Genomic DNA, 26,976 nt, shown 5'->3' with positions numbered 1-26,976 from the left:
TATTAACAACCGTGTATGCGAATATACGGAATATTCTTATGTCCATGAGCAAAATTCCCTATTTACGAATCGGCACCAGCTACTATAAAGTTGTACAAGTGCCAACTTTACATGATCAGTTTAATGAATCCCTTGTGAAATGGGATATCACAACAATCATTCAAGACCACGGAAGACCATACCTGTCCGATATCCCAAAATATGATGGTAGCATCTGTTTTCCTAATCATATTAATTTTACAAAAGAAAAGCATGGCTTTTACAATACTTACTCTCCTATTGATCATAAGCCAAAAGAAGGAGACATAAAAAACACTTTAAAATTCTTTAAGCACATATTTGGTAGACAAATAGAGATTGGATTGGATTATTTCAAAGTTCTATATGTTTTGCCTACCCAAATCTTGCCAGTGTTATGCTTGGTCAGTAAAGAAAGGTCAACCGGGAAAAGTACTTTTCTAAAATATCTCAAGGAGGTTTTTGGTCATAACATGACCTATTTAGATAGCCATTCGCTTAACAGCAATTTCAACCTTGATTGGGGCAATAAACTTCTAATGGGTATGGATGAGGCATTTCTTCAGAAAGAAGAAATCACCGAAAAAATAAAATACCTGTCAACCACAAATAAAAATAAAATCGAAGCAAAAGGCAAAGAACGCTTTGAGGTGGATTTCTTCGGGAAATTCATAATGTGTAGTAACAAAGAAGATTCATTTATAAAAATTGATTCGGACGAAACGCGATTTTGGGTAATCAAAGTGCCGACGTTGTCATTTGACGATGTTGCCTTCTTAGATAAATTAATTAAGGAGATCCCGGCCTTTCTAAATTACACTTTACAAAGAAAGTTTACCTATGAAAGAAAAACAAGAATGTGGTTCACTCCTGAACAAATTCGGACTACAGCTCTAATTAAGCTCGTTAACAATAACAGAAATCGAGTACAGAAAGAAATTGCGCATCTGCTCTTTAGTGTTATGGAGAAATTTGACTTAGATGAAATTAATTTTAGCATTATGGATCTCCTTTATAATTTAAACAAAACAAGGATAAAAACAGACATAACACAGCTACGCAATCTGCTCCAAAATGACTGGAAAATTGAACGAAAAAACAACTCTTTTGCCTATAGCAAATTCACCATTTTAAGTGATGGAGAAATCATTCTTATAGACTCAAAAGGACGATACTTTACGGTTACAAAAAGTTTTTTACTCAAAAACTTTGATGACTTGATGACGGAGTAACCTTTATACCCTTTAACTCCAGTAATAGTAAGGGAAGTTGCCGTCATCAAAGACGTCATCAAAGCATCATCAAGAAAAGTCTTGATGATGAAAAAAGCAAAATGTTGATGACTTGATGACAACTTGATGACGGACGAAACTCGCTCTACTATTGAGCTACAAGAAGATTATCATCAAATCATCAAGTTTTGAAGATTTTATAACTCTATACAATACTCAATATGAACTACGAAACAGCAAAGAAAATAGCCATCGTTTCATACCTCAAAAAACGCGGTAAGGAACCTGAAAAAACACAAGGGAATAATGTTTGGTTTATCTCCATTTTTCGAAACGAAAAAACAGCCTCTTTTAAAGTGGATATCGAGAAGAATCTATGGTATGATTTCGGTGCTGGCATCGGAGGAACTATTATTGATCTGATAATGTACCTACATAATTGTTCGGCAAAGGAAGCACTCAAAATTCTTTCCAATGATTCTTTTTTATTTCATCAGCCTATAAAACCTGTGAAAAAGGAAACACAGTTTTCCGTCCTTAAATTGGTTGAAATAGAGAACAAAAATCTATTAATGTATCTCGAGGAAAGGAAATTAAATATTGATTTTGTTAGGCAATACTGCCATCAGATACACTACACCTTCGACAACAAAAAAGAATATTATGGAATTGGCTTCATGAACAATTTGGGAAACTTTGAAATCCGGAACAAATTTTTTAAAGGATGCTACGGAAGAAAATATATCAGCACCATTTCGAACAAGTCTAACACGGTTTGTCTATTCGAATCTTGGTCAGATTTCCTATCCTATCTCACTCTTAAAAACGAAATTCCTCACGAAGATTTTATCGTCCTTAATAGTACAGCTCTTGTTAAACTGACGAAAGAATTGTTACAGAAATACACCACGTTAAAAGTGTTCTTTGACAACGATGAATCTGGATATACTGCTTTAAAATTCATACAAGATAATGCACAACATGAAGTCATAGATTGTAGTGTTCACTATACAGAATACAATGATTTAAATGACTACCTCCAAAGTTCGAAAAATAAACGATGGAGAGCTTAGCCAGTCGTGGGTAACGTGCCTACTTCGTGCCCTTTTACCCAAGCCTGGCTATTCGCAGCAAAAGCTGCTCATAGTTTAAAAACCTATAAAAATTGAAACAAAATGAAATCAAATAATAAAGTTAAAGTAGTTTTTTATTTAAACTCAGAAGACAAAGAACTCCTCGAAAATCAATGTGAATTGCTACAAATAAAAGCATCGTCATTTATAAGAAATAGCGTCTTAGAGAAATTGGGCAAACCCATTTTTGAAGTCAAAAAAAGAGATTTAGAAATACAAAATTACCTTGGTTTACTTTTAAAGATCGGCGTCAATTTAAATCAAATTGCAAAGAAATTAAACGCTGATGCCAAGTTCCAAATTGCAGATCAGCACAAAGTATTAACAGATATAGAATCCTTAAAGAATCATATTTTAGAAATAAAATCTCAACTATAAAACTAAAATTATGTCAGATAAAAACAATGAATATATCTTGGAACTGATGCAAAATGTATCAGATAGATTAGACGGGATTTCGACTGATATCAGCGAAATAAAATCACAAAGTAAAGATCAAGAGACTTTATCCAACACCGATGAAAATCTCGAAAAACTTATCCAAACGCAAAAAAATTACTACGACAGATTGTATCAAACTATAAAGGATTTAGGCAATGCGCTAGAAGAAAAACCTTCGATAATTAATCAAAGCCATAAAACCGAATACATAATATTTGGCAAGGACACCCCTTTTTCTTCTAAACTATTATTGTCCATAATTGCTGTGATCCTGTTAAGCATTCCGATGTTTAAATACATTCCAACTTATGTGAATGAAAAAAACAGAATCACCGAAGAAAGAGATAATTATAAACTCTTCCATGATTATGTTTTTCTAAATGCTTTTGATAATAGGAAAACAGTTCCTACAGACTTAATTGAAACATTTAACATCATCAAAACTAAGGATTCAGCTTTCCTCAATTATGTAGATCGGCTGCACTCTAAGTACGATACCCATTTGAAAAAGGAAAATCTCAAAGCAGAACTACAAAAACTACAGGAATGATAGCAAAACTACAGTCCATATCCTATACCAGCAACGCGCTTTTATACTGTGAAAAGGGCGGTCAACTGTTAACGTCTAATGAATGCTTGGGTAATGGCAACCAAATTTACGCACAAATGAAAGAGTTGGAGAATCGAAATGATCGTTGTGTAAAGAAAGCCTTCCATATAAAAATAAGGATAGCTCCCGAAGATAAAGGCAAATTGAATAGCCAAAACTGGATTGACATCTCAAAAGCCTATGCCAACAAGATTGGTTTTCAGAAAAATATGTATGCGGTTTATATACATGAGGAAGGCACCGAGAAAGAACATATCCATATAGTCGCCAGTCGGATTATGGAGAACAACTTGGCAGTGCCGGATAATTATACGCATTACAAGAATCTCGATTTTTGCCGTGACATAGAAAAAGAATACGAATTGAGAAAAGTGGAGCGTAAACTTGAAAAGATAAAGATTCAAGAAGAGTTTATCCCTACGGATAAACGTTCAGTTGACTTAAAAGAGGCTATTTTTTCTGCCATCTCCGTTTCAGACTCCATTGAAGATGTCGTTTTCCACCTCAAAAATCAACAAATCAAGACCAAAATTGGTCGGGGTATTTCATTTGTAGATCGAAACGGTGTAAGTAAAAAAGGTTCAGAAATTGACAGAAAACTATCCTTAAAGGGAATTGAAACCCTTTTAAGTTATAACCATCAAGAACTCACTTTCAATAAGAGTAGATCACGCTAATTTATTATGGCAAAAATTATTTTAATTACACATCAAAAAGGTGGCGTTGGAAAATCAACACTCGCCTTTAATCTGGCTCAAAACATTTCTGCTAATGCCACGGTGGCGATGCTTGACATGGATCTGCAAGGTAGTTTAGCTCAACTTAAAGACTTGGTGTCCAATTTTGACATCATCCCTTATCAAAATACAATTGAAGACATTAGAGAGCTCCCTTACGACTTCATTTTTATTGACACGCCCCCTTACCTATCAAACCATTTACCGGGTTTGATCCAGATGGCTGATTTGATCATTATACCTACAAAAGCAGGAATACTGGATCTCTTAGCCATAAAAAGCACAATAGAGCTTATAGAAAACGAAAATAAAATGGACAGCACCCTAGTGGTATTCAATATGATAAAAGCCAACACTACATTAACATTGGATATTCTTATAGGATTGGCAGAGTATAATGTAAAAATTGCAGAAACTCACATTTCAGATTTGGTCTCTTTTACACGTTCTGTTTTGGTTGGCGGTGTGCAAAGTGATAAAAATGCTCAAAAGCAACTCGATAACCTAACTCGTGAGCTATTAAATAATCTCATATAAATATATAAACTCATAATTATACACATCTATAATTATATAAAACTACAACAATGGAAAAACAAAGTATCAATGAGTTGATTAGCAAAGCCAAGGCAAGCAATCAAAGTAAAACAGTACAGAAGGTTATTCCCGTCAAGAGCAGCCAGAATGAGGAAGTCCAGTTTTCATTCTACTTATCCAAACAACTTTTGAAAAAGGTAAAATTAAAAGCCTTGAAAGAGGATGAAAAGATAAAGACCATTATCAATAAGGCTTTAGAACTATACTTGGAAGTAAATTGAGCCTTTTATCAAAGTAGAATGGCGGTAAATACTTTTCAAATGGCTCAATCCAAGCTTTAGGATAGAAAACAGTATCTACAAAATATAAAATTCCTTAAATTTGTAATGTTGTAGAAATAAAAAAGAAAAATATAGATAGATAAATAAATATTAACATATTAAGCGTTTAGCTTCTGATTAGGTTTTAGAAAATCGCCAGTTTTTGAAATCGACCAAATCGTAGTTAAGACGCCCACGTTTCGGCGTGGGCTGTTCTTATTTGGTCGATGGGTGTCTGGCGATACCTCTAAAACTAATAGGTTCAGTTCCACGCTTTTTTTATGCCGAACCGTATGAAACATTTAAATGAAAAACTTCAAAAGATTGAATTACTAATATCAGATGATTGTCCTGATAAAACAAAAGAACTTATTCAGGAATATTGGGATCACGATTCCAATTATAAATTCAGCGAAATTCCTTCACAGATTAGATTCAAATATCGTTTGAAGCAGAAAGAATTAAATGCTACGATAAATAAATTCTCTAAGCTAATCCTCCATATCTACTGTGGCACGTGCAAAAAAACAGAGCCCTTACCTATCACCAGTCAGACAGGATTTACAGATACTATATACCACCTTAAGAGAAAGAATCCTCATAAATGTGAGCAATGTAAAACCAATGAAGCTGAGCAACGACAAAATAGAATAGTATCAGAACAAGATGAAAAACAAAAAGCACAAAGGGAAATGGTAATGCAGCTGATAAAGGATTCTAATAAGGCAATTGATGCTAAAGCATGGAACAACCTTTCAGAATTTGAGAACACCGTACTAAAACACGCTATACAATTAGATAGTATCGTAGAATTAAAAAGATATTATTATGGTCAAGGATCTCAAAGCTACAAAATGCTCTTTACCGTATTGCGACTCCTAGAAGCTGAAAAACTGCTATTTCTTGATGTGGATTTAGACGATAAAAATATCATAAAAAATTATGGATTTCTGGATAGATTGAAGGATGAGTATGAATATGTAAAGACACAAATTACAATTGAAGATAAAGTTTCAAATGTGGCATCTGAAAAGGAAACCAACGAATTAAACTTAAAGCTTACAAGTAACATTGATGATGAAAACCCCAACAACCCTCAGTACACATCATTGTTTACGGTGAAAGAAAAAGTAACACTCAAACCAGGAGATGAATTTGTGTGCCACTTGTATCATTCAGAAAATGGAGAAATGTATCTAAAAATAGCGTCTCTAGAAAGCATTAAAAAATTGCCCGCTCAAATAGCATTACACTTACTACCCATCGAGCTTAGAATACAAATTGAAGATTATTTAAAAGCCAATCCAAGACTGAACAAATAGACGAAATCATATAAATAAAAAAAAACATGAAATTCATAACTATCCATCTCGCCCTTGTCCTTAGTATTATTTTACCAATCATGAGTTCAGGCGAACTCACTAAAGCTAAAGCAGAAGAAATTATTAGAGCCTGCGAAGAAAAAACAGGCAAACCAGCTATTAAAACAGGTTCCATCAGTTATGGTCGTGTCGAAGTTGTATCCTACATGAATACCCGGCACGACTCTAAAATGGAACCGTATATTAAATACAGAGACATGGGACTTGTAACAATTGATACTTTGCCCACCATAACAAAAGGGAGTTGGGGAAGGAAAGTCGAAGCATTTCAGATTCAACTCACCCCAAAGGCATCCGAACACATTATATCGCGCGACACATTAGATGATGTGATAACTGCTAAGTTCAAGATCTTTCAATATCTTTTTGACAGCGTCACTGAAGTTCATATTATTCCAGATAAAAACATCGCTTCGGTAAAGGCTAAATTAATAAGAAGCAACGAAACCCCATTTTTTACTGAGGTTTCTGAAAAGAACAATAAAAAAGAAATTATTAGAACACTAACTTTCAGGAAAACTACGGATGGATGGAAGCTTTGTGATTAATACAGAATAGCTCATTTCGGCAGCAAATATGCCTTTAATCTTCTATTTTTTATTTTTACTCATTTCTAAATAACTATTATTCAGCAAATTCTGAATGAGAAATTTATTCTTATTCATTCTACGTTTTATTCTTATAAATTGCTTTTCATCAATTTTCTTTTTTAATTTAAGTAAATTAATGTCCACAAATAAAATTCTATTCCAAACAATATTATTCTTTAATCTGTTACCAGAAACTTCGAACGGAAAGGCGGTATGATTAAGAAATGCTAGAAAATAGGCAATATTGTAAATTGTTATTTCTGAAAGATCATTTTCATAATCAAGCAAAATTTCTTCGAAAATTTTAATTGTTTCGGAAGTAGCTATGTGCTTTGAGGAAAAGATATCATCAAAAAGATTTTTGCTATAATTAAGTATTGTAACAAAAGGCATTTTATTAAATAGAGACTCTGAATTATTTTGGCTTTCTTCTAAAATAGAAATGAATAAGTTATTAAATTCAAAAATTAATTTCCTTACTACCATTTCTCTATTAGAGATTGAGATAGAATGACTTGCTTGTAAACATTTTGAATGATTAACTAAATACATCGCCTTTTGGCGACTACCGATAGGAATTATTTTCGAATTTATTTCGTGATGTAACCTATTGCTTCTTGGTTTTTTACCACAATAAAACACGATTGAATTACTCCACCAATCATTAAAGAAATTATCAATCAAAATAGAATCAGCATCATCTTCTATGCATAAACTTGCAAAGTATTCTTGAAAATAATGGTTGAAAAAATAGAAGGATTTATTTGAGTTATCATAATTAAATACTCCATTCTTCGATTTCAAGTGTTCAACAAAATCTTCAATATTGTTTAATTCATCATAATTATAATCTTTGCGCAGTTCTAATAAAAATAATTTCAAGTCATCTTCTAATATTGAGTTAGAACCCTTTTCATGAAGTTGAAAAGCGATGAACGCCAAAATATTTTTTGTTTGTTCATATTTATATAGTTGCGTAATTCCTTTTGTAGCATCCCATTTATCCAAATAAACATCAGTAAATAAGTCATATAAAGAAAAAATATTTGCTGGCAACTCTTTTAAATCAATTTTATCATCTCTATATAAAATCGCTAATAGAGTTAAAGAAAGAGGAGTTCTTTGCAATGAGGTATTTAACATCGAGCTTTTTAAAGCAGATAAGAAATGATTCGTCTTTAGTTTATCATTTGGTATAATTCTTTTTACTAAACTTAGTGCTTGACCGAAATTAAATGGAAGTAATTCAGTATCTTTAAATTCAGTTAATATTTTCTCACCTTTAATAAAATTATAATTTCTTGTTGCAAGGATAATTTGGAATTTCTCATTCTCTTTCGATATTTTTTCGATTGATTTTAAAATATTTATTTTTATTGAATCATCTTTAATAAAGTCTATGGAATCAAACAGTATAATCACTTTATTAAATTCTTCTTCTTTGAAAACCTCTCCCTTAGTTAATTTCGAAAACTGTTCATCAATTAATAATTTGATTTCTAAACCATTTCTTGTATGATTCTGTAAATCAAAATAAAAAACTGCATTTTGTTTGATAGTATCTTCGCATAAGGCTTTTAACCCTATACGTTTCAAAAAAAGAGTTTTACCACTAGTGGGAATACCATGAATAATAAAGTTTTTGTTTGAATTTAAAATTTCATTTGAACCTTCAACATCCTCTTCTTTATATTTCTTGTCAGATTCATCAAAAGTTACATAATTATTTATCTTTTTTAGTTCTCTTGTGTAAGTCGTTTGAACATTAATAAAAATCTCATTAATATCATTTAATTTTAAATCAAAAATAGAATTTGAAAGGCTTATATCAGATAAAATCTTAGTTTGTTCTTTAACAAAAATACTTAATGAAGGCTCGATATTATCTAAAAAAGATTCTTTAGAATATTCTTCTATTTGATTTCTTAAATCTTGATAATCATATATTTTAATATTAGGTAAAATGATTTTAGAAACGAATTCAACTAGCATATCAGTTGAGTTTTCAGTAACATTTCCATTTATGACAATGAATAGTCCTGAAACATTCTTTTCTTCACCTTTAGGCGTTCTATAAGGTTTATTTATGGCTTGAAGAATTTGATTTGCAATCTCACCCCCAACCATAAAATCATTTTGTCTAGCAGGTTTATTTTTAACAATAACCGCATACCATTTATCTTCTTCAAAAGTTTCATCATATTTTGAAAAAACTAAATCTTTCCCATATTCTTTATTTCCATGCGTAATTTTTACATTTTGAAATCCTTTGTTCTTGAATAGAACTGATAAATCACCAAACAGTTCAGTTTCGTTGCATTCTTTTTGAATATATTCAAGTTTGTCCTTGACGTTTTTGAAAGTTTTATTTGTTAAAGTCTCTTTACTCATAACTCCTTAATTGTTCTATTTTCATAAAATGGGAAACGAAGATATGCACACACATCCCTTTTGATGATCTAAATTCTAAAATGCATCTCTAATTTGACAATTATCAAACATATACTTTTTTCACAAAAAAAACCAACCAGCCTGTAAATCAATGTCCACAAGGTTATTAACACTGGTTTGTCATCAAATATGCTAAATTCCAAATCGCACAATCTACTTTTCATACAATTCTATATTTATACATTTATATAATTATAGCTTTACACATCAATACTCACTCGGTTTTGCTATTTTTAAAGCGTTAAACCAAACAGTCAATACATTTACATGGCAAAAAGTAAAAATACCTTTGAACAAGACCTGTTCAAAGCAGCAGATAAATTGCGTAAAAACATCGATGCAGCCGAATACAAACACGTGGTGTTAGGGCTCATCTTCTTAAAATACATTTCAGAATCCTTTAACGAGTTATACCATAAATTGGAAGCTGACGAATGGAGCGATCCTGAAGATCGCGATGAATACATTGCCGTAAACTGTTTCTTTGTGCCGAAGCTCGCACGTTGGGAACATATTCACGCCAACGCCAAACTACCAAGCATCGGACAAACCATTGACGAAGCGATGGAAGTTGTTGAAAAAGAAAACAAAGAACTCAAAAACGTACTTCCGCAAGTGTATGGCAAAGCCAATCTGGACAAAACGTCTTTAGGCGAATTGATTGACTTGATTTCCAACACCGAGCTGCAAGTAGAAAACGAAAACTCTAAAGATCTTTTTGGACGTGTTTATGAATACTTTTTAGGCGAATTCGCCAATGCCGAAGGTAAAAAAGGGGGACAATTCTACACGCCAAAAGCCATTGTAAAACTGATGGTGGAAATGATTGAGCCTTACAAAGGACGTGTTTATGATCCTGCCTGTGGTTCTGGTGGTATGTTTGTGATGTCGGAAAAATTCGTCACTGAACACAGCGGAAACATTAAAGACATTACCGTTTACGGACAAGAAAGCAACCAAACCACGTGGAAACTGTCGCGGATGAACCTTGCCATTCGCAATATCAACTCCCAGTTTGTGGCATGGAATACCGAAGGCACGTTTTTAAAAGATGCACACCCCGATTTAAAAGCCGATTATATTCTTGCCAATCCTCCCTTTAACCAAAAGGAATGGGGTATTGATATTTTACAAGACGATGCACGTTGGCAATATGGTATTCCTGCCAATGGCAACGCCAACTTTGGATGGATGCAACACATGTTATACCACTTGGCACCCAATGGTGTGATGGCAACTGTACTGGCTAATGGCTCGTTGAGTTCTAACACCTCTGGCGAAGGCGAAATACGCAAAGCATTAGTAGAAAATGATTTGGTAGAATGTATTGTGGCATTGCCAAAACAACTGTTTTATAACACTGGTATTCCTGCCTGTATTTGGTTTTTACGTCGTGAGAAAAGTGACCACAGTAAAGAAGTTTTATTTATTGATGCTTCCGAAATGGGACATATGATTAACCGTGTGAACCGTGACTTTAGCGATGCGGATATTGCCACCATTCGTGACACCTATTACAATTGGAGAAAACCAGAGAGAATCGAACTCTACTCCGATATTAAAGGTTTTTGTAAGTCCGCAACTCTCGAAGAGATTCGCAAACACAACCATGTATTAACACCAGGGCGCTATGTAGGAATTGAAGATGAAATTGACGATGGCATTTCGTTTGAAACTAAGATGGAAGAGTTAACAACCTTGCTAAAAGCACAAATGGAACAAGAGGAGGCGTTAAACCAAGAGATTAAAACACAATTGGCTAATATTGGATTTGAATTATGAGTCAAGTGAAAAATAAAACTAGTGCTGAGCGCAGCCGAAGTATTTCTGAAGGATGGGTGGAGACCACTTTAGGCAAAGTCATTAAAATTATAGGTGGCGGAACACCCAAAACTTCCGTTCCCGAATATTGGAATGGTGAGATACCTTGGTTATCTGTAGTTGATTTTAATGACGATAACAGATGGGTGAGCTCCACAGAAAAAACGATAACTTCTTTAGGACTTGAAAAAAGTTCAACAAAACTTTTGAATAAAGGCGACATCATAATTTCTGCAAGAGGAACGGTTGGTGCGATGGCACAATTAAAAAGAGAAATGACTTTTAATCAATCTTGCTATGGAATAAGAAACATTGAAAACCTCTCCGAAATAGATTTTATATTTTATTTACTAAAATTCAGTTTAAAACAGATTAACCAAAACACCTATGGAGCAGTATTTGACACCATTACCACAAAAACTTTTGATTATATAAATATTAATCTCCCCCCTCGCCCAGAACAAAAAGCCATAGCCAATGTCTTAACCGCTTTTGACGATAAAATAGAAAATCTACGTGCTCAAAATGACACCTTAGAGCAAACCGCACAAACTATTTTTAACGAATGGTTTGGGAAATATCAGTTAGAAGATGAATTGCCTGAGGGATGGCGGGTTGGGAAGTTGTCAGATTTATTAGATATTAAATATGGCAAAGACCATAAACATTTACAAGATGGAGATTATCCGCTATATGGTTCTGGTGGAATTATGCGATATGTTGAAAAACCGCTTTATAAAAAAGAGTCTATCCTAATTCCTCGAAAAGGTACATTAACTAATTTGTTTTATTTAAATCAACCTTTCTGGTCTGTTGATACAATGTTTTATAGTAAAATAAAAAATCCAATTCAAGGAAGATTTATTTATTTATTTTTAAAATCAATTGATCTATCGGCAATGAATGTTGGTTCCGCGGTTCCGAGTCTAACAACAAACGTATTAAATCAGATTCCACTAATTATTCCAGAAAACAATATAATGAACGAATTCAATAATATAATTAGTTCATTTTATACAAAAATCAATTTCAATATTTCACAAATCCAATCCTTAAGTAAAACCAGAGACACTTTATTATCAAAATTAATGAGTGGGGAATTAAGAGTGAAATTATAATCAATCATGATAGAAACGCCGAATATATTTAAACATGCTGGCAGTGAGTTAAGTCAAGATGCATTCACAGCATCGCTTTTAGAGTGGTCAAATCCTGAATATAAAACCTAAAGGGAACATGACAAAAGCTTATATAGGTTATTGGTGGTTACCAGGACATGAAAAAAACAGCATACCCGGCACCTTAACAATTCATAATAATGGAGATTACATTTTACAATTACTTGATACTTTCAAAAGCGGTAGTGTAATAGTAAATTTTCGAACCATCAGAGAGTTCGAATTAATTATAGGTATTGCAAGAGAGGAGGACTCAAATTACGATTATTCTTTTAAACTTTTAAACTCAATAGTTGTAAGTAATTCACTAAATAAATTAACATACTATAAGCTTCATGCAAGTTTCATCTTAAAATCCGTCTCATCTGAGCTAAGTGATACTCTTAAGTTTGATAGCATTATACTAGACCCTCAATTTCTGAATGAATGGATAGATACTAATAGTTTTGATATATCATACCCAAACGAACAAAATAATAAACTTCATAATTTCTCTCTTCGTTACAAACAGCCGGAACCAATTATTTTATTTGAGAACCAAGATTTCACATTAAAACTACTCACAGTTATTTCATATAAACATCCGACAAATTCACATTTTAACTGTAGTCAATCAGCATTTTTAAAATTAGAGTTTTTAGAACAGAAAAGTTTGACAGAAATAAGAGAAACTTCTAAAAAGATTAGAAATTTTTTTACTCTAGCTATTGGAACACCTATAAAAATAAGAAGGATTAGTGTTGGTTGGCAAAATAGTGAGGGTGTTTATTTTGATTATTTATGGAAAGATAAATTTCAAAACAATTTTAATAACCCTATAAAAATACATAACTCAATGCAAATGTTATTAGGCTATGACTTTCTAAAGGACAATGTACATCAGGTTTTTCAAAATTGGTTTGATAAATACGATGATCTCAAATTTACCATAAACAACTTTTTTGGCACGCTCTATAACGACTTTCTTTATACTGAAGATAAATTCTTAAATTATGTTTTTGGTTTAGAGGTTTATCATCGTACTAAGTATGGTGGATTCAATCATAAAAACGAAAACTACCTTAAGATTCGAAAAGAGATTTTGGATCAAATTCACAACAAAAGACATATTCAATGGTTAGAATCAAGATTAAGAAAACACACTGAGAATAGCCTAAAGCAACGATTAGAACATTTGTTTGAAGTTCATAACCAAAGCTTAAATGGTCTTGTCGATGACGTTGAAAAATTCATTGATAATGTTGTAGAAACAAGACACTTTCATGTTCATGAAAAGGTTCAAAATAAAGAGCTTGTAATTACTGATGTTATCGAATTAAGTAGAATGACAAAAAAGCTTAGAGTGGTTATTCAGGCAATTTTAATGTTTGAACTTGGTTTTGATCACGAAGTTATAAATAAGCAATTACATATTACTTTTCATAATAGTCTAATATTTGATAATAACAATGACTAAAATCACCGAAAACACCATCGAACAATCTTTTATAGAGCAATTAGTTGGGCAAGGCTACACGTGTCATTATGGTCCAGATATTGCACCTTACAGCAATAATCCGCAACGTGAGAGTTTTGAGTCGGTGTTATTGGAACAGCAATTAAAAAACGCCATTCAAAAGCTTAACCCTGAGGTGCCAGAGGTAGCCAGAATAGAAGCTTTTCAAAAAGTACGCAACTTGGGCACTTTGGACATTATGGAAAACAACGAGCGTTTCCATACCTACCTCTCCAATGGCGTTACTGTAGAATATTACAAAGACGGCAGAACTCGCGGTATCAATATAAAATTATTAGATGTGGTTCAGCCAGAGAACAATAGTTTTTGGGCAGTCAATCAACTAGTGGTTAAAGAAAATAATAACGAAAAACGTTTTGATGTGGTCATTTTCGTGAACGGCTTGCCTTTGGTTTTTGCCGAACTTAAAAATGCCACCGACGAGCAAGCCACTTTGATCAGAGCGCACCAACAAATTCAGAATTACAAAACGGCAACACCCAGTATTTTTTATTTCAACAGCATTTGCATTATCAGTGATGGTATTGATGCCAAAACTTCGAGTTTATCCGCACCGTTTTCGAGATATTTAAGTTGGAAAGCCCCTACTCCACTGCCCAATGATCCGCGCACAGATTTACAAATATTAACCGAGCACATGCTCAATAAAAAAACACTGGTCGAACTCATTCGCTATTGTACTGTTTTTGAGCAAGAAGAAAAAAAGGATAAAAACACAGGCTTAATATTTCAAGTCAAGATTAAAAAAGTAGCGGCTTACCATCAATATTATGCCGTTCAAAAAGCGGTAGACCAAACCGTAAGAGCCACACACGCCGAAGTTGGCGACCGTAAAATTGGTGTGGTCTGGCATACACAAGGATCAGGAAAATCACTGTCGATGGTGTTTTATAGTGGACAAATAGTAACCCATCCCGCCATGGGCAATCCGACCATCGTTATCCTTACCGATAGAAACGATTTGGATGATCAGCTCTTTTCCACCTTTGGAAACTGTAAAGAATTATTACGTCAAACTCCGGTACAGGCGCAAAACCGAGATCATATCAAAGAACTATTAAATGTGAGTGGCGGTGGCGTTATTTTCACCACCATCCAAAAGTTCTCACCCGACGAAGGCAATGTGTTTGATACTTTATCAGAACGCACGAACATCGTCGTCGTTGCCGATGAAGCCCACCGAAGCCAATACGGTTTTAAAGCGCGTGAAGTCGAAACGGAAGAAGGAAGTGAAATCCGTTATGGCAATGCCAAATATTTGAGAGATGCGCTACCCAATGCTTCCTACATCGGTTTTACAGGAACACCCATTGAAAAAGAAGACAAGTCAACACCAGCCGTTTTTGGGGATTATATTGACGTTTACGATATCAAACAAGCCGTAGATGATGGTGCCACAGTACCAATAAGTTATGAATCCCGCTTGGTAAAAATTAAACTCGATGCACAAACGGCATCCACCATAGATGAAGAAATCAATGCCATTGCGCATGTTTCTGAAGAACAATTAGAGTACGTAAAAAAGAGAACGGCAACTATTGAAGCGGTTATTGGACATCCAGAGCGCATCAAAGATATCGCAAAAGATTTAGTAGCACATTTTGAAGCACGGCAAGAAGTGTTTGTGGGCAAGGCTATGATTGTGGGCATGACACGCAGAATTTGTGTTTTGCTTTATAATGAAATCGTTGCACTTCGCCCTGAATGGCATAACGAGGATTTAACCCAAGGAAATATAAAAGTAGTCATGACTAGTTCGTCTGATGATCTTCCAATATTTCAACCACACCACACCACCAAAAGACAACGCAAGGAATTGGCTTTGCGAATGAAAGACAAAAACGATCCGTTACAATTGGTCATTGTCCGTGATATGTGGCTCACAGGTTTTGATGCGCCAAGTTTGCACACCTTATACGTGGATAAAAAAATGCAAGGAGCCAACTTAATGCAAGCCATTGCAAGAGTGAACCGTGTTTACGGCGATAAGCCCGGCGGTTTAATTGTCGACTATATTGGAATAGGTCAAGATTTGCGTAATGCCATGGCGGTTTATTTACAAAGCGGTGGCGAAGGCAGTCCTGTTGTTGATATTAGAGAAGCGATTGCAGGCATGCTTGAGAAATATGAAGTGGTGGATCAAATGTTTCCAGGTTTTGATTATCGGAGTTATTTCACATCAGAAGTTTCCAGGCGTTTACAAATTATTTTAGGAGCGCAGAACTTTATTTTAGCAACGCCAAAACTTAAAGATCGTTTCTTAAAAGAAGTGACGCTATTGTCTAAATTGTATGCTATGTCTGTTCCCAGTGCAGAAGCCAATAAAATCAAAGATGATGTGGCTTTTTTCCAAGCCATTAAAAGCCGAATCAATAAATTTTCTGGAAATACCGTTATTTCAGATTACGAAGTTGAAACCGCCATCAAACAGATTATTGACGATAAGTTGGGCAGTGATGGCATCATTGATATATTTCAAGCCGCAGGAATAGAAAGTCCGTCGGTAAGCATTCTTTCAGATGAGTTTTTATTGGAAGTAAAAAACATGCAACAAAAAAACGTTGCTTACGAATTGCTTAAAAAGTTATTGAGCGATGAAGTAAGGATACGTAAAGTCAAGAACATTGCACAAGGGAAGCGTTTTTCAGAGATGTTAGAATCTATCGTTAAAAGATACCACAACAATCAAATAGATTCAGCACAAGTCCTCGCAGAGCTTTCTGAAATGGCTAAAGAAATGCGTTTGGAAGATCAAAAGAGCGTAGATCTCAATTTGACTCCTGAAGAATACGCCTTTTACACCGTGCTGTCTCAAAACGACTCCACGAAAATGCTGGACGATGAAAAGATGAGAGAACTCATTCATACCATCGTTGATGTCGTCAGAAACAATGCCACGGTAGATTGGCAAAACAGAGATGACGTTCGCGCCAAATTAAGGCTCACCGTTAAAAAGATTTTAATGCGTTACGGCTATCCACCAGATTTAGCAAAATTGGAAGCTGATAAGGTGTTAGCACAGAGTGAGAACTTGGCGGCGTTTTTTGCGGGGAAATAAAAAATAATTGTACAAACCTCTCCGAAGATATGAGTATTTAATGTAAGTAATTATAAAGACGAATACGTATTCAGGTTAGCCAAAAATCAATCAAGCTATTTCTTTTAGGTTTTCATTCCAAAAATGGATTAAGGTTAATCAAACTATAAAAAAATTTAAAATTAGATTTATATTGCTAACTCAATTAAGGGCATTAAAACTATTGATACACTATCAAAGAGGTCTTACCGGTAGGTTTGGTGCTGGTATAAACAAGTTAGCACCAATTTGAAAAAAAATATGTTCGGAGGATTATTTAAGAAAAAAAAGACTGAATTAAAAGAAGTTGACGAAAGTTTTGTGTTTGATAAAGCGAAATATCATTTTGAAACAATATCTGAGGCGGGACTTGATGAGGAACAAGCATATATTCATACTGGATTATTTTTTGCGTGGATAATAAAAAATGATTTGTATAGCGAATTCTTTATGGAAGAAAATCGCGAAGAAATTGAACTGACTAAAAATGAAAAAATGTTACCTTCCGAGTTGTATATGAATTGGGACGGAGTATTAATTGGAGAACTCTTGAATAAAGTTGGTTATAATTTCACAAACGATTATTTTGATTTTGAAAATGGAAAATATGTAAATGACTATGAACTGACTTTAGCTTCGAATGACCCTGATATTTTTAGAGTTCAAAACAATTGGGAAAACTATCATAAATTAGCTAAAGTAATTGACGAACGATTCGCAAAGTGGAATAAAAACTGGTGCTAACAATGTATATAAAAAATAGCGCAAGTCCTTGCTAACACGAAGGCTTGGGCATTTTTAGGAAGTCGCCAAATTTTTAAATTTGACAAATTCCAAAAAATAAAATAATTAATAAAATTTAAAAATTTGGCTTGTGTATAATCCGAAATTTATCGCTTATTTTCAGCGCTACTTTTCATATACGAGACGTTAACAATAATTAAAACAAACCAAGAAACAATCAATTAATTATGGCTTTATACAAAATTACAGTTAAAAGTTCTTCTACGACAAATGGAATTAGATTAGAGAAAGGAATGTCTGTTCAAGTTGCCACCAGAACTGCATATAACCCAATATCGACGAACGGTGGAAAAGAAGTTGTTGATGCTTTTATGAGAATTTATGGCGTAGATATTAAAAGAGCTGGAAGGCTATCCTCTTCATATCTTGAACTTGAGCAGATAAACTAATGACAGATTCCCAAAAAAAAGACTTTAAGGATAATGGATTAACTTGGTTTCCTTGGATAGGAAACAATTATGAGAATGGTGGAATATTTAATAAAAAGATACTCATTCTTGGAGAGTCACATTATGGAACTGACAAAGATGCTTGGTTCAACGAAAATCTGACAAGATTATCAATCCAAGAGAAAATTGGAGAAGCAAATGGAGAAGAAGGTAAGTTTTACAAAAAGGCATTTCACACTAATATTTTCAACGCATTCAATGAAAAGCCAGCGACTAACGAAAACAAAATAGACTTTTGGCATTCTGTGGCATATTTCAATTATGTACAAGGTTCAGTAGGAGAAAAACCACGAGAGCGACCAAAAAAAGACGATTGGGATTTATCTTTTCCAGCAGCAAAAAAAACTTTAGATTTCTTAAAGCCAGAAATTATTGTTGTTTTAGGGTATACGCTTTGGGAAAATATTTGGAGAAAATTTGATTTTGAAATTCACGAAAAAACTACTTTTAATAAAAATCATAATATACATAGATTAAAGTTAGAATATAGACCACTAATGTTCTGCATTAAGCATCCAAGCTCTGGTTTTTCAAGTGATTACTTTAGACCAGAGATTTTGAAATACGTAAATACCAAATTAAATTAAAAAGCCCTGGGCTATCGCCTAGGGCTTCTGATTTAAAAACAGTTTACTATAAAGATAGTTTTGATAAACTATATTTAATAAAATCAACCTTTTTCCTCGATGCCTTCTACTTTAAACACAACATCTTTTTTGACTAATTCATTAACATTCAATGTTGGAAGTAAAAAACTATTAAACGGAGTGTTTTCCGTTTTGCTATGCAAAACGCCTCTTGTAGTTCCAATAGTTAACATGACTAAATGACCAATAAATCCTTTAGGAACTACTAATTCAGTTTTAGATTCGTTATAAAAACTACCCCAAGCTTCTGCTGTTATATTGAAGTGACAACCAACCTCTATTAATAAAAAAGGTGATTTTTCTTGAATGAGACTTGTTGAAAATATTACAGAGATTATCTTATTCTCATAATTCATCCCAAACCGTAATCCAGCCTTTAAATCTACTAAATCACCTTCTTTATAAGAAGATTCAATAATAGCAAACTGTTCTGTAGTTATTTTTTTTAAAGCAAAACCAATTTTATTTTTCTCTTCAGTCATTATGCAACTAATTTAAGACAGTTATCCGGTCCACTTTCATAAGAAAATGAACTAAATAATTCATCATAATTTGAAAGACTGGACGCAACACTTACTAATTCATCAGGTTTAGTGTAACTGCTATATTGCTCAACTTGAACTTGAATTGTTGTTTGAAATTCAGGCACTTCAATTAAATGAACATTTAAGATCTGTTCAATTTTAACAATGGTTTCTAATTGAAGGTTCTCAGTTCCTTTCAATAATTTATTAACGTATTGTGGTGAACAATTCATTGCTTCCGCTAATTCCTTTTGAGTTTTCGGAAAAATATTAGAGGTCTTGTTTGCTTTAATTGCAGACATTATTTTTACAGCAATAGCAAAAGAAATATCAAGCCAAGCTTTATTTTCTTTACGATATTTCGCTCTTTCAATCCAAGTATTATCTTGTTTTGAAGAATTTTTAAGTCTGCTTTTTATGTTGTTAATACTCATCGGTATGTATTGGTCTTTTTTTAATTTAACTCAAAGAATTCTAAGTTGTCATCATCTTCCTCTTGTAGGTAATTTCGAGTGAATTTCAGTTTATCTAATTCCAAAATTAAATGATCTCTTGTATTCATTGTAGGTGTAAGTTTAATTGCTCCACCGCAAACAACAAATAAGTTGGCTTCTATTCTTATTGCATAGATACGAAGCCAGCTAGGCCTGTTCATTCCTTTGGCTTTGTCTCGTTCGAGATTCTCGCCGATAACTCTTTGTGATAAGGGTTCAAATAATGTAGATAATGTTTCAAGTCTTTCAGTTTTTCCAGATTCGGCTATGTATAATATTTCTTCTTCGAAAAGTCTTGCGTCTTCTCTTGTTTTTATAATAGCTTGTTCAATTGATATGCCATTCCAAAACTTATTGTCTAAATCTTCCTTGTGCTGTTCGAAAAACTCTCTTAAATAAATAGGATCATTCCATAATTCAAAACATTTAGCAAATTCATTTAACGCTTCAGTATCGTATTGAACTGAATATAAACTCTCTTTTACTATTGCAAATGTATCAATTATTTTCATTAAATCAACCTGTAGGTTTATTTTTTGGACAAATTTAACTCTTTTAAAGAAATAGTATAAATTTAATGTTCAAAGTAAGCAACAAGATATTAACATTTTTCCAATCTGTAATATAGAATTTTATCCTAGACCTTCCTTAGTATCTTTAATCCTAACAGGCACCAATTGATGCCCGAACATTTTTAAAACTTGATTTACTTTTTCAAGATTCAAATTTGTTTTGTTCTGTTCTATTTTCCGGATGACGGTCAATGCCACTCCTGCTCTATCGGCAAACTCTTCTTGAGTGAGATTAACTTCTTTCCGTCGTTTCTTTACAAATTCCGCCAATTCTTCCATTGTATGTCTTTACGTATATTTACAAAACTATATGCATTAACATACAATTTCTATCAAAAATAAATAACTATATGCAATTACATATAAATTTCAAATAGCACTAAAAATCCTGTTTATCGCATTAACGGTTGCCATGGAACTCACTTGGTGGTACATATTGAACGTTTTAATATCTCTATGTCCTGTCACACTCATGATAACTTTATCGGCAAGTCCAGCATTCCTAAGGATCGTCACAAAGGTTCTACGAGCAGTATGGGTTGTGATACGATCACAGAACGGCTCTACAAACCTTTCTTGTTCTACTCCTTTTGTACGTGAATACTCTACTTCATGTACATAACCCATCGTTCTTAATATCTTCTTGATTGCTCTGTTCTGTTCTTGATTTGTACTTAATGGTAAGTCATAATCGTACTTCTGTAGAATTTCCATGGCTATTCTATATAATGGAATTTCTCTATCTGGTTTTGTATGATCCTTTCCTTCTTTCAGAAACAAACAACCATCAGCTGTAACGATACGTTTATTGACGAGCATTAAATCGCCATACCTCAAACCGGTAAGGCATTGAAAAACAAAAACATCCTTCGCCTTTGTATGAGATTCTGTTGCACACTTAAATTCATATAATGCTTTCACCTGCTCCATGGTTAGAGCCTCTTGACGTGTTAATACACGCTGTGGCTTTTTGAAATCCATAAAATCGGAATTAAAAGCATATCCATTCTTAACTGACCAGAACATAAAGGTTTTGAATAACCCGACATTCCGACTGAATGTATTAGTATAATGATCTTTGTGTTCATAACAAAAATCTGTGAACTCTGTAAAGAATTTTTTATTCACTTTTCCAAAAGTCAATTTATAGTTTTTGACAATCTCGAACTCCTCCAATAGGTTTTTAATGTTCTTATAACGTTTGATGGTAGATTTCGACCACTCTTTGAGTTTAATTTTCTCCTCCGTAAAACTGTCATAAACGTCAAAAAAGGAGCTTACTTTGGTGACCCTTTCAAAAACTTGATCAAAATGCTCTTTTAGGATAATGCTATTAAAAGTTTGCTCCCCTAATTCCGAACGCGATTTGATTTTTTGGAATTCTGTAGCAAACTCATGTAACCGTTTTGTAATTTGAGTTTGATGATCAGAAACCAACTTCCCTTTATTATTAGGGGTTTTATTTTTAGAATCCCAATGCTCAGGTAGAATTGTCTTTTTTGTAGAATACACGAACTTCTTTTTTTCTTCATTGAAATAACATGAAAATAAAATTAAAGTTTCGCTTTCAGATTTTGGTTTACGTAGGTAAAAAGAATACTTCATAATTTTTGAAAAGATTTAGTTAAAATGATGCGTTGACAAAATGGTTGACAATTTTGTTATATCTCATTACTACTAAATTTTATAATAAGACATAAAAAACAGCCGTAAACCACTGTCCTATAGCAACATAATAAATAAATCTAAATAACCAACTATAGACTAAAGTATAGTCTCCGACTCCACAATTATGCGTAACTTCGTTACGATTTAAAACATAAGAAATCCGTCAAGCTCGCTTGAACGGATTTTGTTGTTTTAAAGCACCTGGACTGCAAGGACAGCCAGTTGTAGTTGCAGGATTGGAGTGATAGTGAACATCGGAGTTAATCTCTACGCATCAAAACCCCATCAATCTTTTAGCGCACATTTAAAATCGTTATAAGATATAATTCCTTCAAAATTTATCTTAAATTACGAATATGCTCACAATTCAGTATCTATGAACTCCAATCTATCAACATCCGATCAAGATATTTCAGTAACATTGCCGGTACGAATTGGCTTTGATGTCATTGAAGCCTTTCTGAAAAAAAGATTCAGCGGTACCATTATCAGTAAAAACGACGCTAAAGGAAAAGCATCTCAATACTTTATAATACTGGATCTTGATCTAACCGAAAGTCAAACCGAACCGTATAATCTACAATTAAGGCTCAAACTAAAAACCCTCACTCTTCTATTCCACAAGAAAGAAATTGAAGTGTCGATTCTGGCGGAATTAAGACTGGACATCGAGACCCAAAAATTATATGTTGAAGCTTACAACATTAACAGTAGCGGTGAAAGTTGGATTGCGAACACCCTTCTAAAATCTGTCCTCAACACGTTTATTTACAAAAGAATCATCAATACCTTAAGCATTGATTTAATGCCCTTATTACAGGAGAAAATTGAGCTTATCAACACGAAGTTGGCGTCAGATCTCAAAGCCACAAAAAACATTTCAATCATGGGGAATGTTGAAAATTTTATCATTAGTCATTTTAAGGTCAAAAAAGATGTGATCTGGGTGTTCATCCATACCCAAGGTTGGGGTGTTATTTCAATTGATGATTTAGATGATTTAGAGGTTTAGAATGTTTTTATTTATAATTACAGATTATGGCAAAAGATAATCATCAACTAATAATCTTATCTTGTGGTTGAATTGAAAAACCAGTCTCAATGCGAACACTTATTCCATTTTTTATTTTCTCGTTTTTGCTGCTATCCGGTCAAGTTTCCGATCTAAACAAAGAAAGAGTGCCATGTAGCTTATTCAACGGAAAAGACCTTACGGGATGGCACGTTGATGTTCCCGACATGGACAACGACGCTTATGCAAAAAGTCCCTTTATTGTTCGCGACAACATGCTCGTCACTCTCTGTGAACCACGCGGGCACCTCATCACAGACCGTATTTATCAGGACTATAAACTGGAAATTGATTACCGATTTCCGAGTCAACCAGGCAATGGCGGTGTTTTGGTCCATACTTCCAATCCAAGAGCGCTGTACGGCATGTTTCCAAAATCAATCGAAGTGCAAATGGAGCATAAAAATGCCGGGGATTTTTGGTGTATCGTAGAGGATATTGAAGTCCCGAATATGGAAAAACGACGTGGTCCAAAAGAAAACTGGGGTACCACCGATGGTAAGGAACGAAGAGTCCAAAATTTGACCACTGGCTCTGAATCCCCTTTGGGACAATGGAATACCATGGTTATTGAATGTCGCGGTGATACCATTAAGGTTTGGGTCAATGGAGATCTGGTGAATGAAGGTTTCAATGCAACCACCGATAGAGGTCAAATTGCACTCCAGGCAGAAGGTGCCGAAATGGAGTTCAGAAAAATTGAAATCAGCCACTTATAATCCCTACCACAGAAAAGAACTTCCATTATTGTCCGATAAAGAATAGAAAAATACACTAAATAATTTGTGTTCCCTTGAACAATCGGGATTTGATTAAAACACTTGTTTAATTTAAAATTGCCCAAGCACTCTCCTATAAATAATTTTTGAAAACAAGCGGTTATTTTGAAAACCTCGTAACGTCCCGTTCTATAAAATGGTTGATTGAATTTTTATTTTTTCACAGGACACTACTTAAAAAACATCCTAAAAATGTACCCAATAAGGAATCAACACAATTATAGATTTATAAACTTTGAATCCTAATAGTTTTGCATATCTTCGAAAAACAGATGAATACCAAACCAACTTTAAAACCATGAAACAAATTTGCATCCAACTTACCGATGAACGACATGCAAAACTAATTGTAAAATCACAGGATCGAAGTAAAAATAATTTAGAGCATGGCACATTCTCTGGCTTTTCGATAATCTTAGAGGAAGCATTCCCAGCCGAAACTTCATTTTTGGTAAACTGGAATGGCGAATTGGATCTGGGTGACATGACATGCGAAATCATTTAATTAGGAAATCATTTTTCGTAATAAAGTCATTTGAAACTATACTCCAATGCCTAAAATAAAGATTAATACGTTCGGTGAAGGCATAGAAATAAGGCGATTGCATTTAGATTCAGACACCTATCAGCATTGGAAAACAATTGCCGCTAAAAAGAATCGCACCGTCCCTGATTTAATTTTAGATCCTTTTTTCTATTATAGTCTTAAAGACAAGAAAGTAAATCAACTGGAAGATATTAACGCCAATCTCATTTCCGGAATGCTCAACACTCCTAAAAGCCAAATAGAAATTTGGTTTGACCGTCGGAAAGTTTTAAAAATTCCATCCCATGAATTGTTCAATGAATTGGTTTTGTATCCATTATTCAATTTAGAGCCAACAGTGAGTTTCCTTTCGGAAGAGTTAGCAAAAGGGATTTATGTGATGCAAAAAACGGTTGGTTTATTGAACTCAGCACAACTTGAAATTGACAGTCCGCAATTGGACATTCACGACTTCACTTTTAAAACGGCCAAATATGAAAATCATCAATTCTCTTCTGAAATAACCTATCAAAACCAAAGTTTAAATTTCATAAAGAATGATACCGTGGTGACCTACCAAACTGCTTTCGAAATATTCTAAAAAAACACTTTAAAATTTATGTTGTATTAACGCTTCTTGTAAACAAGAAAAGAAGGATATTAAAAAACTTAACCATTAAAACACTTTATTTAGGTAACGTGATGCGAAATACAACGCGTTTTAATCGATCAGCAATAATTTTAAAGCTAAAAAATTAATACCTTTAATCTCTCTTTATTAAAATAAATTTCATGAAGTCACTTATCTATAAAAGTATATGCCTCGCGGCGCTTTTCCTTTTGGTCAATTTTTCCATAAACGCTCAGGTCTTGAGCGGTGCACAGATTGACAGTTTAGTCCAAAAAACGATGACCACATTTGATGTTCCCGGAATGGCTGTTGCCGTTTTGAAGGATGGTAAAACTTATCATAAAAACACTTATGGTGTAAGCTCGTTAAAAACAAATGCAGAAGTCAATGAGAACACACTTTTTGGTGTGGCTTCAAACACCAAAGCATTTACAACAGCAGCTATGGGGCAACTTGTAGACCAAGGCAAACTTACATGGGATACGAAAGTCATAGACGTCATCCCGGAATTTCAACTTTACGACGCTTACGTGACGCGAGAATTCACGGTTCGTGACCTCGTCACCCATCGTAGCGGCTTGGGTCTTGGCGCTGGAGATTTGATGGTTTTTCCCGCCTCCAATACCACTACTAAAGATGAAATGATCCATAATCTTAGATATCTAAAACCAGTATCCTCTTTCAGAAGTAAGTTTGATTATGACAACTTGCTCTATATTGTGGCGGGCGAAGTCGTTTCAAGGATTTCAGAAAAGTCATTTGACGATTATATCTTAGAAAACTTTTTTAAACCATTAAAAATGGATCGTTCATTACTTTCATTAGCTGAAATAAAAGCAGACAATAATAGAATTGACGGCCACGCACCTGTAAATGGGAAATTGGAATTGACTGGAGATTCTTTCACTCAAATCTCTACTCCCGCGGCAGGGATTTTTGCGTCTATCAACGATATGACCACTTGGGTACAAGCATTATTAAACGAAGGCAAATACGGCGAAAAACTAAAGGATAGTCTTTTCAGTACTAAAACCCTCAACGAAATGTGGACCCCACAAACACTTATAAAAACCGGGAAAGGTCCGTACAATACGCATTTCTTAGCTTATGGCCTGGGATGGTTTTTGAGTGATGTCAACGGCCATTTTCAAGTGACCCACACTGGTGGCTTGATCGGAATTGTGAGTCAGGTGACACTTATTCCAGAAATGGATTTGGGAATTATTGTGCTCACCAATCAACAGAGCGGTGCGGCGTTTAACTCTGTTACAAATTCCATCAAGGACGCCTATTTTGGCATCAAAAATAAAGACAGAATAGATGAGTACAACGAACGGCGATTGGCGGGCGAAAAAAAAGAAGATAGTATCATTGCTGCTTTAGAAAAAAGTATTGACGCGCAGCTTAAAAGTAAATCTCAAAAACCCAATCCTACAGATTATACAGGAACTTACATAGACAATTGGTTTGGTAAGGTAGCCATCACCAATCAAAATGGCCGCCTTCATTTCAAATCTTTGAAATCCTCGGATTTAACTGGAACAATGACTTTTTATAAGGGTACGACTTATGTGGTACGTTGGAATGACGCATCGCTTAAAGCTGATGCTTTTGTGAATTTCAGTTTGGACACCGAAGGCAAAGCGAATGGGTTTAAAATGAGCCCAATTTCGCCATTGACTGATTTTAGTTATGATTTTCAAGATTTAGATTTTAAGAAAAAGGACTAAACCGAATATATCTTTAGTGAATATGTGTTTGAAATGTA

27 protein-coding genes are annotated in these 26,976 nt (G+C 34.0%); 21 read left to right on the top strand and 6 right to left on the bottom strand.

Annotated features, from left to right (window positions below):
- The first annotated feature begins 44 nt into the window (after positions 1-44).
- The 9 genes from J4051_RS05025 (at position 45) to J4051_RS04985 (ending at position 6,958) form a co-directional block, all read left to right on the top strand.
- On the top strand, positions 45-1,250 hold the full coding sequence (locus J4051_RS05025; RefSeq protein ID WP_208232763.1) for a primase-helicase family protein: 1,206 nt from the start codon (positions 45-47) through the stop codon (positions 1,248-1,250).
- A gap of 221 nt (positions 1,251-1,471) precedes the next feature.
- Positions 1,472-2,323, top strand: a complete 852-nt coding sequence (locus J4051_RS05020; RefSeq protein WP_208232762.1) for a toprim domain-containing protein — start codon at positions 1,472-1,474, stop codon at positions 2,321-2,323.
- Positions 2,324-2,425: 102 nt separating this feature from the next.
- Positions 2,426-2,761, top strand: coding sequence for a plasmid mobilization protein (locus tag J4051_RS05015; protein ID WP_208232761.1), 336 nt, complete (start codon positions 2,426-2,428; stop codon positions 2,759-2,761).
- Positions 2,762-2,771: 10 nt separating this feature from the next.
- Positions 2,772-3,374, top strand: coding sequence for a hypothetical protein (locus tag J4051_RS05010; protein WP_208232760.1), 603 nt, complete (start codon positions 2,772-2,774; stop codon positions 3,372-3,374).
- Complete coding sequence (locus tag J4051_RS05005) at positions 3,371-4,111, top strand: relaxase/mobilization nuclease domain-containing protein (protein ID WP_208232759.1); 741 nt, start codon at positions 3,371-3,373, stop codon at positions 4,109-4,111. The genes J4051_RS05010 and J4051_RS05005 overlap by 4 nt, the downstream gene beginning before the upstream one ends.
- Positions 4,112-4,117: 6 nt before the next feature.
- Positions 4,118-4,708: a ParA family protein gene (locus tag J4051_RS05000; protein WP_208232758.1), complete on the top strand. Its 591-nt coding sequence runs from the start codon at positions 4,118-4,120 to the stop codon at positions 4,706-4,708.
- A gap of 50 nt (positions 4,709-4,758) precedes the next feature.
- Positions 4,759-4,989, top strand: a complete 231-nt coding sequence (locus J4051_RS04995; protein ID WP_208232757.1) for a hypothetical protein — start codon at positions 4,759-4,761, stop codon at positions 4,987-4,989.
- A 332-nt stretch (positions 4,990-5,321) separates the two neighbouring features.
- A complete protein-coding gene (locus J4051_RS04990) occupies positions 5,322-6,350 on the top strand; it encodes a hypothetical protein (RefSeq protein ID WP_208232756.1) in 1,029 nt (342 codons plus the stop codon).
- 26 nt (positions 6,351-6,376) lie between these two features.
- Complete coding sequence (locus J4051_RS04985; RefSeq protein ID WP_208232755.1) at positions 6,377-6,958, top strand: hypothetical protein; 582 nt, start codon at positions 6,377-6,379, stop codon at positions 6,956-6,958.
- A 42-nt stretch (positions 6,959-7,000) separates the two neighbouring features.
- On the opposite strand, the gene J4051_RS04980 is transcribed toward J4051_RS04985, so the two are convergent.
- Positions 7,001-9,391 carry an NACHT domain-containing protein gene (locus J4051_RS04980; RefSeq protein WP_208232754.1) on the bottom strand — a complete coding sequence of 797 codons (2,391 nt, stop codon included), beginning with the start codon at positions 9,389-9,391 and terminating at the stop codon, positions 7,001-7,003.
- Between the two features lie 327 nt (positions 9,392-9,718).
- Between J4051_RS04980 and J4051_RS04975 the strand changes: the two genes are divergently transcribed.
- The 7 genes from J4051_RS04975 (at position 9,719) to J4051_RS04945 (ending at position 18,882) form a co-directional block, all read left to right on the top strand.
- Entirely contained in the window at positions 9,719-11,233 is a 1,515-nt protein-coding gene (locus J4051_RS04975; RefSeq protein WP_236027230.1) for a class I SAM-dependent DNA methyltransferase, read from the top strand.
- A 5-nt stretch (positions 11,234-11,238) separates the two neighbouring features.
- Positions 11,239-12,390: a restriction endonuclease subunit S gene (locus tag J4051_RS04970; protein WP_208232753.1), complete on the top strand. Its 1,152-nt coding sequence runs from the start codon at positions 11,239-11,241 to the stop codon at positions 12,388-12,390.
- Positions 12,391-12,508: 118 nt separating this feature from the next.
- Positions 12,509-13,906 carry an ApeA N-terminal domain 1-containing protein gene (locus J4051_RS04965; RefSeq protein WP_208232752.1) on the top strand — a complete coding sequence of 466 codons (1,398 nt, stop codon included), beginning with the start codon at positions 12,509-12,511 and terminating at the stop codon, positions 13,904-13,906.
- On the top strand, positions 13,899-17,024 hold the full coding sequence (locus J4051_RS04960; RefSeq protein ID WP_208232751.1) for a type I restriction endonuclease subunit R: 3,126 nt from the start codon (positions 13,899-13,901) through the stop codon (positions 17,022-17,024). Before J4051_RS04965 ends, J4051_RS04960 begins: the two co-directional genes overlap by 8 nt.
- A gap of 279 nt (positions 17,025-17,303) precedes the next feature.
- Positions 17,304-17,786 carry a DUF7832 domain-containing protein gene (locus tag J4051_RS04955; protein ID WP_208232750.1) on the top strand — a complete coding sequence of 161 codons (483 nt, stop codon included), beginning with the start codon at positions 17,304-17,306 and terminating at the stop codon, positions 17,784-17,786.
- A 227-nt stretch (positions 17,787-18,013) separates the two neighbouring features.
- Complete coding sequence (locus J4051_RS04950; RefSeq protein WP_208232749.1) at positions 18,014-18,235, top strand: DUF6140 family protein; 222 nt, start codon at positions 18,014-18,016, stop codon at positions 18,233-18,235.
- Complete coding sequence (locus tag J4051_RS04945; RefSeq protein ID WP_208232748.1) at positions 18,235-18,882, top strand: hypothetical protein; 648 nt, start codon at positions 18,235-18,237, stop codon at positions 18,880-18,882. The genes J4051_RS04950 and J4051_RS04945 overlap by 1 nt, the downstream gene beginning before the upstream one ends.
- 83 nt (positions 18,883-18,965) lie before the next feature.
- Here the strand turns inward: J4051_RS04945 and J4051_RS04940 are convergent, their stop codons facing one another.
- The 5 genes from J4051_RS04940 to J4051_RS04920 all read right to left on the bottom strand — a co-directional run bounded on the left by J4051_RS04940 (position 18,966) and on the right by J4051_RS04920 (position 22,137).
- Positions 18,966-19,424 (bottom strand): hypothetical protein, encoded by a 459-nt coding sequence (locus tag J4051_RS04940; RefSeq protein WP_208232747.1) that lies wholly within the window; start codon positions 19,422-19,424, stop codon positions 18,966-18,968.
- On the bottom strand, positions 19,424-19,900 hold the full coding sequence (locus J4051_RS04935; RefSeq protein ID WP_208232746.1) for a helix-turn-helix domain-containing protein: 477 nt from the start codon (positions 19,898-19,900) through the stop codon (positions 19,424-19,426). The genes J4051_RS04940 and J4051_RS04935 overlap by 1 nt, the downstream gene beginning before the upstream one ends.
- 20 nt (positions 19,901-19,920) lie before the next feature.
- On the bottom strand, positions 19,921-20,472 hold the full coding sequence (locus tag J4051_RS04930) for a hypothetical protein (RefSeq protein WP_208232745.1): 552 nt from the start codon (positions 20,470-20,472) through the stop codon (positions 19,921-19,923).
- A 120-nt stretch (positions 20,473-20,592) separates the two neighbouring features.
- Complete coding sequence (locus J4051_RS04925; RefSeq protein WP_208232744.1) at positions 20,593-20,811, bottom strand: type II toxin-antitoxin system Y4mF family antitoxin; 219 nt, start codon at positions 20,809-20,811, stop codon at positions 20,593-20,595.
- 90 nt (positions 20,812-20,901) lie between these two features.
- Positions 20,902-22,137: a tyrosine-type recombinase/integrase gene (locus tag J4051_RS04920; RefSeq protein WP_208232743.1), complete on the bottom strand. Its 1,236-nt coding sequence runs from the start codon at positions 22,135-22,137 to the stop codon at positions 20,902-20,904.
- Between the two features lie 439 nt (positions 22,138-22,576).
- Between J4051_RS04920 and J4051_RS04915 the strand changes: the two genes are divergently transcribed.
- The 5 genes from J4051_RS04915 to J4051_RS04895 all read left to right on the top strand — a co-directional run bounded on the left by J4051_RS04915 (position 22,577) and on the right by J4051_RS04895 (position 26,938).
- Positions 22,577-23,212: a hypothetical protein gene (locus J4051_RS04915; RefSeq protein ID WP_208232742.1), complete on the top strand. Its 636-nt coding sequence runs from the start codon at positions 22,577-22,579 to the stop codon at positions 23,210-23,212.
- Positions 23,213-23,301: 89 nt separating this feature from the next.
- A complete protein-coding gene (locus J4051_RS04910) occupies positions 23,302-23,991 on the top strand; it encodes a 3-keto-disaccharide hydrolase (RefSeq protein ID WP_208232741.1) in 690 nt (229 codons plus the stop codon).
- A gap of 358 nt (positions 23,992-24,349) precedes the next feature.
- Positions 24,350-24,556, top strand: a complete 207-nt coding sequence (locus J4051_RS04905) for a hypothetical protein (RefSeq protein ID WP_208232740.1) — start codon at positions 24,350-24,352, stop codon at positions 24,554-24,556.
- A 46-nt stretch (positions 24,557-24,602) separates the two neighbouring features.
- The gene (locus tag J4051_RS04900; RefSeq protein ID WP_208232739.1) at positions 24,603-25,178 is read left to right on the top strand and encodes a hypothetical protein; all 576 of its coding nucleotides are present in this window, start codon (positions 24,603-24,605) and stop codon (positions 25,176-25,178) included.
- A 191-nt stretch (positions 25,179-25,369) separates the two neighbouring features.
- Positions 25,370-26,938 (top strand): serine hydrolase, encoded by a 1,569-nt coding sequence (locus tag J4051_RS04895; protein ID WP_208232738.1) that lies wholly within the window; start codon positions 25,370-25,372, stop codon positions 26,936-26,938.
- Positions 26,939-26,976: the final 38 nt, after the last annotated feature.

Origin of the sequence: Gelidibacter pelagius (genome assembly GCF_017581925.1) — a bacterium.
Classification (GTDB): Bacteria; Bacteroidota; Bacteroidia; order Flavobacteriales; family Flavobacteriaceae; genus Gelidibacter; species Gelidibacter pelagius.
This window is presented reverse-complemented; position numbering and strand designations above follow the sequence as displayed.